The 14,446-nt window shown below is 43.0% G+C and carries 10 protein-coding genes; 4 read left to right on the top strand and 6 right to left on the bottom strand.

All coding sequences use genetic code 11. The features are described from left to right. Positions 1-362: 362 nt before the first annotated feature. From RS893_RS23075 to RS893_RS23065, 3 genes are all read left to right on the top strand, one after another. Positions 363-3,164, top strand: a complete 2,802-nt coding sequence (locus RS893_RS23075) for a tetratricopeptide repeat protein (protein WP_315788021.1) — start codon at positions 363-365, stop codon at positions 3,162-3,164. Between the two features lie 55 nt (positions 3,165-3,219). Next, complete coding sequence (locus RS893_RS23070; RefSeq protein ID WP_315788020.1) at positions 3,220-4,203, top strand: folate-binding protein; 984 nt, start codon at positions 3,220-3,222, stop codon at positions 4,201-4,203. A gap of 240 nt (positions 4,204-4,443) precedes the next feature. Further along, positions 4,444-4,926 carry an adenosine-specific kinase gene (locus RS893_RS23065; RefSeq protein WP_315788019.1) on the top strand — a complete coding sequence of 161 codons (483 nt, stop codon included), beginning with the start codon at positions 4,444-4,446 and terminating at the stop codon, positions 4,924-4,926. A 227-nt stretch (positions 4,927-5,153) separates the two neighbouring features. Here the strand turns inward: RS893_RS23065 and RS893_RS23060 are convergent, their stop codons facing one another. The 6 genes from RS893_RS23060 to RS893_RS23035 all read right to left on the bottom strand — a co-directional run bounded on the left by RS893_RS23060 (position 5,154) and on the right by RS893_RS23035 (position 13,706). Continuing rightward, complete coding sequence (locus tag RS893_RS23060) at positions 5,154-7,829, bottom strand: RNA helicase (RefSeq protein ID WP_315788018.1); 2,676 nt, start codon at positions 7,827-7,829, stop codon at positions 5,154-5,156. Positions 7,830-8,066: 237 nt separating this feature from the next. Next, positions 8,067-8,879 (bottom strand): pyrroline-5-carboxylate reductase, encoded by an 813-nt coding sequence (proC, locus tag RS893_RS23055; protein ID WP_315788017.1) that lies wholly within the window; start codon positions 8,877-8,879, stop codon positions 8,067-8,069. A 92-nt stretch (positions 8,880-8,971) separates the two neighbouring features. Further along, complete coding sequence (locus RS893_RS23050) at positions 8,972-9,571, bottom strand: cell division protein SepF (protein WP_315792082.1); 600 nt, start codon at positions 9,569-9,571, stop codon at positions 8,972-8,974. Between the two features lie 676 nt (positions 9,572-10,247). Further along, entirely contained in the window at positions 10,248-10,919 is a 672-nt protein-coding gene (locus tag RS893_RS23045) for a YggS family pyridoxal phosphate-dependent enzyme (protein ID WP_315788016.1), read from the bottom strand. Next, complete coding sequence (gene pipX, locus RS893_RS23040; RefSeq protein ID WP_016865403.1) at positions 10,916-11,194, bottom strand: transcriptional coactivator PipX; 279 nt, start codon at positions 11,192-11,194, stop codon at positions 10,916-10,918. The genes RS893_RS23045 and pipX overlap by 4 nt, the downstream gene beginning before the upstream one ends. Positions 11,195-11,891: 697 nt before the next feature. Beyond that, positions 11,892-13,706: a chorismate-binding protein gene (locus tag RS893_RS23035; protein WP_315788015.1), complete on the bottom strand. Its 1,815-nt coding sequence runs from the start codon at positions 13,704-13,706 to the stop codon at positions 11,892-11,894. 135 nt (positions 13,707-13,841) lie between these two features. On the opposite strand from RS893_RS23035, the gene rfbC reads away from it, so the two are divergent. Next, positions 13,842-14,411 carry a dTDP-4-dehydrorhamnose 3,5-epimerase gene (rfbC, locus tag RS893_RS23030; RefSeq protein ID WP_315788014.1) on the top strand — a complete coding sequence of 190 codons (570 nt, stop codon included), beginning with the start codon at positions 13,842-13,844 and terminating at the stop codon, positions 14,409-14,411. Positions 14,412-14,446: the final 35 nt, after the last annotated feature.

Here is a 14,446-nt window from a genome sequence, read left to right as displayed (position 1 = left end):
AAAAGCCCTGGACTTATTTATTTTTTTAAAAATCTAATTCTTAAATAAAGTTATTGTTAGGGTTACTGGTTAATGCTTAGTGGTTGATAGCTATTCTCCTCACACCCCTCACCTCCCCATTGCCCCTAATCCCCACTCCCTTGTGGGAGTGGGGGCCGGTGAGTTCTCCATCTCCCCACACCCTCAGAGTAGTAAATAACAAATCAACCACTAACTACCAACAATCACAACGCTAAGTTCTATCATGGAGAGTAAATAGGTTCTGTTTGAAACTGCTGTATTCTCGAATCCAGGCTGAAAGGCTGGTAAATTGGAGAAAGGCAAGCAACTTTAGAGCTGACCAAACGGATAAGGACTGCTATATGAAAAGCAAGCATCAATTTGTCTACGCATGTCTGTTGCAAAGCGCTGTAGTATTTTCTACGAACTTACTATCCGTTGGTGATGTTATTGCTCAAGTTACACCATCTCCCGCAGTTACTCAACAGCCTCCACAGCAACAAGTTAGAGAACTAGTCCAAACAGAAGTAGACCGGGCTTTTGGTCGAACACGCAATTTACTAAACATTTGGGTAGTTATACTAACCGTATTTCCTGTCGCCGTCATTGCTTCTTTTTGGCTATTGCGGCGGGCTGTGGTGCGTGAAATCGTAGATAGAGCTACACAGCAGTTTAAGGAATTAGAAGAATTACAAAATCAACTAATCAGGGTGAGAGAAACTGCTCAAAACAGTATTCAACAAGCCAAAAATATTACTGCTGACTTAGAACAAGAAGCCAAAGCGGTTCGAGAACAGATCATATCTGTAATTCCATCAGAAATATCTCAATCAAAACTACAGGCATTCACAGAATTAGAAAAACAAATTAACGTATCAAAACAGGAATTAAAAAATTTAGAAACAGAATTTGGCTCTCGTTTGTCTGAATTAGAAATAGACGCTCAACATCAAAAAAATATCACGCTTGATACTTTAGGTAAATTAAAATCAGAACTAATATCAGAAATTTCTCAGTTACAGCACGAACATCAAAAACAAAGAGAACAAACTTTTGCCGATTTAGAAGCGTCGCGACAAGAATTTACCTCTCAGCTAACTGCCTGGCAGTCAGAGGTAAAGCAAAAAAATGAACAGATTCGGGAAAATTTACATCAAACACAGCTAGAATTTACGGCTCAATTATCAGAGATCAAAACAGAAACTCAACAGCAGAAAGAACAAGCTTTTGCACTACTCGAACAATCAATTACAGAGTTGACATCAAAACTGGCTGAAATCCAGTCTGATGCTCAGCAACAGAAGCAGCGAATTATAGAAAATATGGAAGGTTTACAAACAGAGTTTGCTGCTAAATTAACAGAATATCAGTTAGCGAATCAACAAAATCAGGAACACACAGCTGCTGATTTAGAAAAATCACGACAAGAATTTACATCTCAATTAGTAAAATGGCAATCGGAAGTTGAGCAACAACAACAGCAAGTTTTAGCTACTGTGACTAATTGGCAATCAGAATTCGCCGCACAGCTTGCCAATTTAAACCTCATAACTCAACAACAAAAAGAACAAGCCTTGGCAGATTTAGAAGCTTCCAAGCAAAACTTAATATCGCAATTTGTCTCGCAATTGGCTGGTTCGGAGTTGGAAGTACAGCAACAAAAGCAACAAATTCTGGCAAGTTTGCAAACATTACAGTCAGAATTTACCTCGCAATTGTCAGAATTACAAACAGGGACGCAACAACGCCAAGAACAAGCTTTGCTTCAATTAGACAGAGCAATATCTGAGTTAACAGCTCAATTGGAAAATGTGCAGTTAGAGACTGAGGAACAAAAGCAACGAGTCCTGAAAAGATTGGAGAAATCACAAGCGGACTTTACAGCCCAACTGACGCTATGGCAAGTAGGAACTCAACAACAAAAAGAACAAGCTTTGGCAGAACTAAATAAAACAGTATCTGAGATTAAATTTCAACTTAGTGATGTACAAACAGAAGCTGTACAGCAAAAACAGCGCATTATTAAAAGGTTGGAGAAATTACAGACTGAAATTGCTTCGCAAATCTCTAAGCTGTTGATAGATGTGAAACGTAGCAAGGAATTAGTAATCGAAAATTTAGAAAAATCAGGTTCTGAATTGGCCTCTCAGTATTCAGAATTACAGTCAAATGCACAATCACAAAAGTTAGAAATTATCGAAAAACTAGAAAAAATCAAGTCAGATTTTATCTCGCAACTGGCTCAGTTACAAACAGAAGCTCAACAACAAAAAGAAGAAACCCTCAAACAACTTGCGGAAATTACACCCCCAGCTAATTTAGAAACTGTCACTGCGGAAGTTCAAGAAATATTGAAGCCAGAACCGCAACAAACACCAGACTCAGAAACTGGTGAACAAGAAAATATATTGACTGCTAATGATTACCTCAAACAGGGAGATGTGCTGCTTGCAGAAAAACGTTATGAAGATGCGATCGCTCTCTATAAAAAAGCAATTAAACTTAACCCAGACGAGCCAGTAATATGGTTGAAGCGGGGTATTGCTTTGGCAAGATTAAAACAATACCAAGATGCGATCGCCTGTTACGATCAAGCCTTACAAATTAACCCTGAATATCATCAAGCTTGGTGTGACAAAGGTGTAGCACTCGGATTCCTCCAGCGCCAAAAAGAAGCTTTTCAATGTTTTGACAAAGCCGTCAAAATCAAACCAGATGATGCTGTAGCTTGGTTAAACCGGGGACTAGCCCTAGAAGAATTGGAAGAATACGAAGAAGCGATCGCATCTTTTGATACAGCACTCCAATTAAACCCCGACTCTTACAAAGCATGGAATAACAGGGGTTACGCCCTCGTGATGCTGGGTGATGACGATGAAGCAATTCAAAGCTTTGATCGGGCGTTGAAAATTAAACCAGATTACGCCAACGCCTATTACAACAAAGCCGCCTGTTATGCTTTACAACCCCAGCTAGAATTAGCCTTAGAAAATCTCCAACAGGCAATAAATCTCAATCCCAGGTATAGACAACAAGCAGAAACCGACATAGATTTTGAGTTAATTGCCAAAGACAAGCGCTTTCGGCAGATGATTGCAGATAATAAAGACAGAAGGCAGATGGCAGATGGCAGAAGGAACCCTGTAAGGCAATCTGAAATTTGACTTGATATATTACAGGGTAGCTTGAATCCAAAATTTAACATCTTAAGCTATTACTATGCCTACATCTGTCATTGACACTCAAGACACAGCAGCTATCCAAGCAGCCCAAACAACAGTTGCAATATGCGATCGCTCACACTGGGGACGAATTAAAGTATCTGATGATGATCGTCTGCGCTTTTTGCACAATCAAAGCACCAACGATTTCCAAAAACTGCAACCAGGACAAGGCTGTGATACGGTTTTTGTGACATCCACCGCCCGTACCATTGACTTAGCAACAGGCTATGTTATGGAAGATGCAGTAATGCTTTTGGTTTCGCCTAATCGTCGTGAGTATCTGTTGCAATGGCTAGACCGTTATATCTTTTTTGCTGACAAAGTACAACTGACTGATATCACTGATGATACTGCGACTTTGAGTCTCATCGGGCCAGACAGTGACACTATTGTGGAAAAGTTAGGCGCAGGCACAATTATTGGTCAACCCTACGGCAATCACCTAGTATTTGATGGTATACATATAGCCGTTGGTAGTGGTCTTGCTTCTCCCGGATACACCCTGATTTTGCCAACTGCCATCAAAGAAAGCATCTGGAATAAAATAGTCGAGTTAGGCGCAGTACCAATGAGCGATCGCGCTTGGGAAGTGTTACGAATTACCCAAGGTCGCCCTGTTCCAGACCAAGAACTGACTGAGGATTATAATCCTTTGGAAGTGGGCTTATGGCAGACCATTTCATTTAATAAAGGTTGTTACATTGGCCAAGAAACTATTGCCCGTTTAAATACTTGTAAAGGTGTAAAACAACACCTCTGGGGTATCAATCTCATTGCTGCTGTGGAACCAGGAACAACTATTACAGTAGGGGATGAAAAAGTCGGTAAATTAACCAGTTGCATTGAAACTGTAGATGGTTATCGTGGTTTAGGCTACATCCGTACTAAAGCGGGTGGCGTAGGTTTACAAGTCAAAGTCGGAGAAGTTACAGGCGAAATTGTAGAACTTCCGTTTGTTTCTCACGAGTACCCAGAGTAAGTAAGTCGGTAGGAATAAACATAACGGGAGTGACAAAAGTCAACATGCTTGTAACAGCAAAGCATTTGTATGTATATCTTGACATCAAAACTGAATGTACTAGTACAAATGCTTTGTCCCTACCCGATGACGTAGACGTGCCTTCTTCGGCTTCCCGTAGGGTATGACAAATGACAAATGACGACCCCTACTAATTAGCTTTATTTGTGTCGGCTTAATTTAGTCAAGGAGACAAATAATATGGAACTCAAATTAGTGGCAATGGAAATTCCTGAAGGAAGTAATATTATCATTGGGCAAACACACTTTATTAAAACAGTCGAAGATTTGTATGAAATTATGGTGGGAACTTCATCTCAGGTGAAATTTGGTCTTGCTTTTTGTGAAGCATCAGGAGTTTGTTTAATTAGAGTGACAGGCAACGATCGCAATCTTGAAGAAGTAGCAACAAAAAATGCCCAAAATTTAGCAGCAGGTCACAGCTTCGTTATTCTCTTAAAACAGGCCTACCCGATTAACTTTTTGAATGCCATCAAACAGTGTCCGGAAGTGTGCAATATTTACTGTGCTACAGCCAATCCGGTGCAGGTGATTGTTGCTGAAACAGAACAAGGGCGTGGCATTATGGGTGTAGTAGATGGATTTTCACCCAAGGGTGTAGAAAGTGCTGAGGATGTGAAGGCACGCAAGGAATTGTTGCGGAAGTTTGGTTATAAGCTATGATATCATGCCCGCTTGAACACTTATATTGCTCGTTGGGGTCGGTAATGGGTAATTAGTAAACACTCTGCGAACCTTTGCGTAAACCTCTGCGCGACTGTGCGTTTAAAAATAAACCTTTGCACCTACCCTACGCAACGCCTTACAGCCTACGAGAAGCCACTACCTTGACGGGAAGCCGCTTCGTGTCTACAAACTTTTCGCAAAATCTAAAATCCAAAATTGTCTGACTATTCCACAACCTCATTAACTGGGAATCGATCAATCAACTGAATAGCGCGTAAAGCATTACGCCGCAAAGATTCTGACATATAAGGTACGTGAGGAATTTGTGACAATAAATCCAGCGTCCGCCTTAAAATTCGCACAACATCACCTTCATCTAAAGTGGTATTGTCGCACAGTTCAACCCAATCCATCCCTAATGCCCATTGTTCAACCAAGGCGATTAACTCAAATTCCAACCAGATGGGTAAAGCGACGTTATATCGGCGTTGTAATTGGAACATCTTACGGCGAATTCCGCGTAATTTCGCTAAAGCCTCTGCAACTTGATCACTGAGATCAAAGCGCACTTTACTATCTGGACGCGGGGTTTCTGTCACTAAAGCAGCAGCAGCAGCAGCTAAACAGTGGGGATCAAGGTTATCTAGTTCTCCACTGGCTAAGGCTAAACCAAGCCACAATTCATTTTCACCCCGAATTGCTGCTGCAATTTGTCCTAGTTGTGTAGGTAATAGGTTATCTAAGCATTCAAAGTATTGCAAAATTTCAATCAGGCTAAGAAACTCTTCCCAATGCCGTTGGGACTGTTGCTCTACCTGTGTTTGCAACTCTTGAATTTCTGCTTCTAGTTCGGCGGCGCGTACCTTCCGTTTGAAAATAGTACCGACATTGCCAGTTTTGTGTAGTGGGTGAGCTTCTATTTGCTCTCGCAAGGCTGCAACTACCTGAAGTTGTTCAGCTACTTCGGGTGCCATATTTAGAGACTCCTCCGGTTCGGGAATTTGACTAGCAATAGCCATACTTTCTTCATCACCACGACACGACTGTCCCGGCTTTAAAGACATCTGTGCAGGTGGTAGCAAGTCAGGAGGTACGTCAATCCGTGGTAATTCTGCATATAAATTGACTACATCTGCTGTAGTTGCCACATACCAACGGTTATCTCTGCCTAAACAAACTAAATAAGGTGTTTGGCTAGCACCTTGGGTTTTGCCTATTAACACTGCGGTTACTGGTAGAGACATTGTTAAGTATTTACCCTTAAGGCAAAGTAATGTCCCTGACACAGCAAAGCTGAGCATCATTGTTAATTCTTCTTGTCGCCCTTCGTCTGCTTGCTCTTGCAGTGTGTTTAATATCTTTTGTTCTACTTTTAGGCGTTGTCGCAGTTTTTCATAACTAGCTATTTCGCTTTCTTCAACCGTAGCAATTTGCGTCTTAATTTGCTCTAATTCTGCTTGCAATTGAGCGATATATTGTTGCCTTGGTTGGAGATGCACATTTGCTAGATATTGCCCAAAGCTGCGCTCTATGAGTTCTCTGGCTTCATCAAGAGTGTGGATTTGCAGCAAGTTCAGCACCATGCCATAACTAGGCGTAAAATGGCTAACCAACGGGTCTGGTTTTTTGATTGCCAAAGCTGCTGCGTGTTCTGCTCCCTCGAAGGGAGTTTGTAATGTCACCACATGACCGACTTTATCCATACCCCGACGTCCAGCTCTTCCTGCCATTTGCAGAAACTCAGAGGCTGTCAACATCCGGTGTCCGGTGTCGGTACGTTTGGATATGGTAGAAATAACTGTTGTCCGAGCAGGCATGTTAATTCCTGCTGCTAGTGTTTCTGTGGCAAATACTACTTTAATTAGCCCTTGCTGAAATAGTTCTTCTACTAGTACTTTCCAGGCTGGTAAAATCCCAGCGTGGTGGGCGGCGATACCCTTGTAAAGAGGAGCTATGTGACCGGAACGCCCCGCCTCTGGGTTACGGGTTAAAAATTCGTCAATCTGTCGCCGTAACTGCTGCGCCTCTTGCTCGTTCACCAGCCACATCTCACCGACTTCTGCCACTGCTTTATCACAGCCGCGACGACTGAAGATAAAGTAGATTGCTGGCAGCATATCTCGTTCTTGGAGGTGAGTGAGAATAAAATTGATACTAGGTGCTTCTGGTCTGCGATTGCCTTTGCCCTTTTCTAGCTCTTTTTTTCTGCCTCGCTTGAGCAGACGGGGGTTAATTTGGGTTTTATCGTCATTCAGGAGTGGAAATACCCCTTTGAGATTACCAAAGTGAAATTCTAAAGGAACAGGACGAAAATCGGAGTAGATGAGATCAGTGGGGCCGTGGACTTGATTGAGCCAGTCGGTAAGTTGTTCACTATTGGCAACTGTTGCTGATAGGGCGATCAGTTGAATTTCGCGGGGGCAATAAATTATCGCTTCTTCCCAAACTGTTCCCCGTTGGCGATCATTCATGTAGTGGCACTCATCTAACACCACTGCTTCTACGTCTGTTAAGGAAATACCAACTTGCCCGATGGGTGTGCCGTAGAGCATGTTACGGAAAATTTCTGTAGTCATGACTACAATGGGCGCATCCCGATTGATGGAGGCATCTCCTGTTAACAATCCAACTGCGTCAAAGCCGAATTGTTCACGAAAGTCACGTAATTTTTGGTTAGAAAGTGCCTTCAGGGGGGTAGTGTAAAATACCCGTTTTCCTCGCGCTAAGGCACGATAAATACCATATTCTCCAACCAAGGTTTTACCTGAACCTGTTGGCGCACAAACCACTACAGAGCGTCCAGCATTTAGAGAGGCGATCGCATCTAGCTGGAATTTATCCAGTTCAAAAGGAAATACAGAACTGGGGTCTACTTCTGAAGACAGTGCAGAATAATTCACTCAATCACAATTGCAACCAGACTTTTTACTATATTATATGAACCCTTGGCAAGTAGGGCATTAGGGATCGGGGATCAGGGATCGGGGATCGGGGACAAGAAGGACAAGGAAGACAAGAGAAAATACTTTTCACACCCCTCACACCCCTCACACCCCTCACACCCCACCCTACGGGAAGCCGCGCAAAGCGCGTCTACACACCCCCCCTACTCCTCACACTCCCCATCTCCCCACCTCTCACTTCCCCAACTCCTGAGAACGAATGGTAGCAGCTTTAACTGCCTCAATGAGAGCAGAGCGGAATGCTGAACGTTCTAATTGGGCTATGCCAGTAATTGTGGTTCCACCAGGACTGGTAACACGATCTTTGAGTTCTGCGGGGTGGAGTTTGGTGTCATGTAGTAACTGAGCAGTTCCTAAGACTGTTTGTAAAGCGAGTTGATAGGCAATTGCTCTAGGTAAACCAGCAGCGACTCCTCCATCTGCAAGTGCTTCTATCATTAACGCTACGTAAGCTGGTCCACTACCTGATAAACCAGTTACCGCATCCATTAACGACTCCGGAACTTCTACTACTTCCCCCACTGCTGAAAACAACTGTTGTGCTGTTTCCGAGTGTTTACTATGGGTGTAAGCACCAGGAGCGATCGCAGTCATACCCGCACCTACAGTTGCTGGTGTATTGGGCATGGCTCGAATGACTGGCAATTGGGGAAAAGCTGCTTCTAATTTAGATAAAGTTACACCTGCCAACACAGAAATTACTAGTGGTGAATGCCCTTGCTCGAGAACATCCGCTAATTCTTGAGCGATCGCACTGAAAACTTGCGGTTTAACCGCTAAGCATATCACTTCGGTTGTTTGGCTGAAAACCAGACGGTTATCATCTGTCACTGCCACATTGTACTGATGCGCTAAAAATTTCTGGCGTGTGGGCTGTGGTTCACTAACTATCACTTCTGATGGGTGATAAATCGAGCGAGCAATAAGGCGGGATAATAAAGCTTCTCCCATTACCCCGCCACCAATTAATCCAAATTTATAACTCATTAGTCATTAAGTCATTAGTCATTAGTCAATAACCAAGAGCGTTAACTTGAGGACTATGTACTCTTGACTATTGACATGAGACTAAATTTAGTTTATTGTACCATGCGATTGGGTTCATTGCCCCAGGTTTGGTTGCCAGGTGCAGGGCGGGAGGTACGAACTGGTGGTTGAGGTACTTCGTGTAGAACTCCGCCTTGAGTGCTGACTTGCACACAACTGGGTGTAAACAAAAAGATGCTTTCGCCGATACGTTCTTGATGTCCATCCAACGCGTAAGTGCCACCTGCAACAAAATCAACAGCTCGCTGTGCTTGATCCGGGTCCATGATTGTCAAGTTTAATACCACAGACTTTCGCTCTCGTAAAGCTTGAATCGCTTGTGGCATTTCTTCAAAAGTACGTGGTTCTAGTACTAAAACTTCTGAAATACCGTTAATAGCACCGGGCATACCAATAACATTACTCATCGTTTTTGCAGAAGCAGTTGCTACATCTGGATTTGCATTCATTGTAGGCATTGGCTCACGCCAACGTCGATTTGCAGAGGTCGTTTCTTGGGGTACAGGCTGTTGATTTTGTTCCTGATATAGATTCTGATAGCTTTCTGCTTCAGGCTCTTCCTCATAGTACTCGTATTCTACTGGCTCATTTAAACCAACAAAGTCTCTCAGTTTGGAGAAAATATTGTTCATAGTGTTACGCTCCTGGTGCAAATCACCTTCAAAGGATGTGACAGCAACTAATGCTGCCAATCTGTGCCGCTATGACATAAGGCGGACTATTTTGCAATTCTATAAGTTGTTTGTAGCATATACTACGGCACAAACCATCAACGGACGCCCCCCTAGAACGTCTGTATTTAATTTGTACGCAATAATGAGTCAAGATTATAGCCTAACTATTTTTGAATGCAAAGTTGCTGCAACCCCAAATTTCTTATGTGTTTGCTTTTGTTTATACTATATCCTGAGTTATTTGCTAGACCAGTATCTTTGAGAATTTATAGTTTTGTGAAATGGGATGAGTCCTGCACTAATTAGAGGGTGTTGGTGGTGCGGACTCTGATTCCATTTTGGATTTTGAATTTTAGATTTTGCGAAAAGTTTGATCGCCAGCTTGCGGCGCTCAAAGTTTTTCAAGATGGATTGAGAAGAGCCTTACGCATAAGAGTTCTGTAAGTCTCTGTGTCGCATTCTTTTTTCAAATTGGTATGACTAATAATTCGGATCACGAAGTCCCAAACTTCATATGTGGGAGCAATCAAAAATTGTTTGATCCCCACCACAGGTCTGATAACTGTACCCTACGGGAAGCCTATGAGCGCGTCTACACTGTTAACTGAATTTATTCCCAATCCCTTATCCCAATTTAAGCACCACGCTCTCCAAATAAGATAGTTCCCAAACGCACCATCGTTGCACCAGCTTCTACGGCTAGTTGATAATCACCTGACATTCCCATCGACAAATGCTGCATTTGAATATGGGACCAGTTTTGTTCCTGGATTTCTTGTGCTAGTTCGCGTGTGCGATTAAACACTGCCACAATTTCCTGGTCATTTAATCCTAGAGGCGGGATTGTCATCAAACCTTGAATTTGTAAATTTTTGTATTGATTCAGTGTTGGTAGGTCAGCTAAAAGTTGAGGTACACTCCAACCCGACTTATTAGGGTCAGGAAGAATTTTGACTTGCAAACACACATAGGGACTGACACCTATTTGCTGGGCCAACTCGTTTAGGCGCTGTGCCAGCTTCAAATTATCTACTGAGTGAATCCACTGAAAATTTTCTAAGGCTTTTTTGGCTTTATTGCTTTGCAAGTGTCCGATAAAATGCCAAGTGATATCAGATAAATCTTGTAAGTCAGCTTGTTTTGCGATCGCTTCTTGAATGCGATTTTCACCAAAATCTCGAATTCCCGCAGTATAGGCAGCACGAATTACATCACTTGGGACTTGCTTGGTAACAGCTATCAACCGAACTGAAGGTGGTAGTTGTGCGCGCACAGTATTAATACGTTCACTAATCGAGCCACTCATTGGAAGGTGCGTTGGAAGATACTCTGCAACTGATCGTACTCCTGGGCTTGTCCAGCACGACGTAGGTTACGCAAGCGATTTTCTAGCAGCATTCTTGCTTCAGTACGTCCTATCGGCTGAAATTTGACACCTTTAGCATCGGATATTACTAAAAAAAATAGGCGCTGAGCATACAGTGTAGTGAATAACTCTTGGTTTTCATCCACCATACAGATCCTATAGAGCAAACCCCAAGTTGGATGATTTATGTAAGTTTCTGAGCTTTCTGGGTTCATTTAATACTTGAAGGTAAGAATAGATAGTATGTTTTTGCAGTTGAATGCCAAGATTGGTAAGGCTGACGGTTTCATTTGCATAAATTAAAGGTAAAGGGGTAAGAGGAAAGGAATAAGGGGAAAGGGAGTTGAGATGCCTTTACCCTCTAGCCTTTAACAGTTATTCAGTTATCAGTCATCAGTCATCAGTATTCATTACTAAGTATAAGTCCCCCAATAATGGGTGTCAGGTATTGCTGGTGGGTAACATACCCTCACCATACGCCTGATAACTGTACCCTACGGGAAGCCTATGAGCGCGTCTACACTGTTCACTGTTCACTGTTCACTGTTCACTGTTCACTGATTTAACCTTTCACCAAACCGATAGTAATGTGTAGCTAAGGCATATTGCCGTCGTAACTAAATGGCATTAGCTTTTGGGGTAAAGTTCACAGAGGGTTTGGGGAAGTAGAGACACGAAAGGAAAATTTGCCCATTCCTTCCTATTTTGCTCTCATCCTCTGTTTGTTTCCCCTCTACCAATGCTGCCATAATTGCCGTCTTTTTGTTATACAAATTCGCCAACAACCTAAGAATAGACTTTCTGTAGAGCTGGGATGGAAAAAGAACAAGGTTCATTGGTTGTTAGTTGTTGGTTGTTGGTTGTTGATTGTTGGTGGTTAGTGGTTTACCACTCCCCCTTCCGTTGTCTTCCTTATCCTCCTTGTCTTCCTACTCCCCGATCCCCAAAAACAGTTGCTAGCGCCTGTAGTTGTGCCTGAGCTTTATGTAAAGATTCATGCCATTCTCGCTCAGGATCGCTGTCTGCGACAATTCCTGCTCCCACTTGTCCCCAGACAGTGTTGAGTGGTGAGGTGATGGGGTTTATATGATGGAGTGATGAAGTGATGGGGTAATGGGGAGAATCTAATTCAATATTCTCCCTAACTCCCGATCTCCCCACCTCCCTATCTCCCTCTACCTCTTCAGGTGAGGAGGGAACCAACAGCAGGGTGCGAATTAAGATGTTTAAATCCAAGTTACCTTGCCAATCCAAGTAGCCGCAGGAACCATAGAACAAACTACGCCGTACAGGTTCTAGTTCTTCGATGATTTCCATACAGCGGACTTTGGGACAGCCTGTGATTGTACCACCAGGGAATATGGCACGAATCAAGTCAACAGCACTAACATCATGTCTGAGAGTACCTGTGATGTTGCTGACCAGATGCATGACGTGGCTATATCGCTCAATAGTCAATAGTTCATCAACCTTTACACTTCCCCATTCACAGACCCGTCCTAAATCGTTGCGTTCTAAATCTACCAGCATGATATGTTCGGCACGCTCTTTGGTGTTATTAAGTAACTCTTGTGCTAATTTTTGGTCTTGTTCTGGCATGATCCCACGCGATCGCGTCCCTGCGATCGGCCTGGTGGAGACGTGAAAAGTCGTGTCTGTATGTCTTTGTGACTTTACTAACCTCTCTGGTGAACAGCTAATCACTTCCCCCCAAGGTGTTTGGAAATAGCAAGCAAAGGGAGAAGGATTGATCTGCTGTAAAGCACGATATATTTCCCAACCAGAAGCAGTTGTATGTGTTTCAAACCGCAACGACAAATTAGTCTGAAATATGTCTCCAGCCTGGATGTATTTTTTGGCACTGTTAACTGCTGCTTCGTACTCTTCTTGAGAACTATGGAAGCAAAGAGGGGGGAGGATGGGGAGAGTGTGATAGGGAGATAGGGAGGTGGGGTGGTGGGGTGGTGGGGTAAAATCTTTCTCCCCATCTCCCAATCTCCCCATTGCCCCTAATCCCCACCCCCCCAAGGGAGTGGGGACCCCGAGTTCCCCATCATCTTCGTGTTCGAGTTTCCTCTCTAACTCATCCAACCCGTCGGGACTAGTGGCGGCTAACCATAAAATTTGCTCCCAATGATCCAAAACAGCAAAACTATCTGGTTCGTACCAAAAAGCAACTGGAAATGGCAATGAATCAGATTTAGTGTATGGTAGCCGTTCAATTTCTCTGGCGATATCATATCCTAACCAACCGAGCCAACCACCGGTGAAGGGGAGGTGGGGAGGTGGGGAACTCGGGGTCCCTACTCCCTTGGGGGAGTGGGGATTAGGGGCAGTGGGGGGAGTGTGTAGACGCGCTTTGCGCGGCTTCCCGTAGGGTGGGGTGTGAGGGGTGTGAGGGGTGTGAAAAGTATTTTCTTCCTCTTGTCCCCCATGTCCCCGATGTCCCCCACCTCCCCCTACTTTTGCTTGCAATAACTGTTCTAGAAAGGGTAAAACATTTCCCAGCGCAGGAGTCCACATTTGGGGGTATCCATCCACATACCGAGGAGTACCTGCACAAATAGAATAACGGGCTAATTGAGGGTTATCTGTGGGTGTGGGGTATGGGCTTTCTAATAAAGTTGCTATTTCTGATGTCTGTGTAGAACCAAATAAAGCTTTAAAAATATGGGAACCAGTGCGATTATCTAAAGGAAGCGATCGCCAATACCAAGGTTGTGTCATAAATTTGACTAGCTCAATTAATTGTAATTTAGGAGATAATTGAAAATTAATTTTGAGTGTGTTTTTGCTGTATGTGGTTTTTTTATCTTAAAGTAATTTTGTATACTATCTAAAGCAAGTAAATTTTCTAGTAATATGAAGATTATTCGTACTAAAATTCCTGATATTTTCATCATCGAACCTCAAGTCTTCCAAGATGATCGTGGCTTTTTCTTTGAAAGCTATAACTACCAAAAATTTGCTGAAGTAACTAGTAATTTGTTTAACTTTGTTCAAGACAACCATTCTTACTCTAAACAAAACGTTTTGCGTGGTTTACATTACCAAATTCGACAACCACAGGGAAAGTTGGTCAGAGTTGTAATTGGTAGTATATTTGATGTTGCTGTAGATATCAGAAAAAGCTCCTCGACTTTTGGTAAGTGGATAGGTTGTGAACTCAATGCCGAGAACAAACGCCAACTCTGGATACCACCAGGCTTTGCTCACGGATTTGTTGTCCTTTCAGAAGTTGCTGAAGTCCTCTATAAAACCACCGACTATTACGCACCCCAATATGAACGATGCATCCTTTGGAATGATCCTGACTTGGCGATAGATTGGCGTCTCACCACATCACCAATCTTATCTACTAAAGACAAAGCAGGTAAACCTTTGAAAGAATCCGAAGTTTATACTCAATCCCCAATTTTGGCTATAAAGTAGATGATTTTGGTTGTGGCGTAACCTGTGGCATATTT

The organism is Fischerella sp. JS2 (assembly GCF_032393985.1).
Taxonomy (GTDB): domain Bacteria; phylum Cyanobacteriota; class Cyanobacteriia; order Cyanobacteriales; family Nostocaceae; genus Fischerella.
This window is presented reverse-complemented; position numbering and strand designations above follow the sequence as displayed.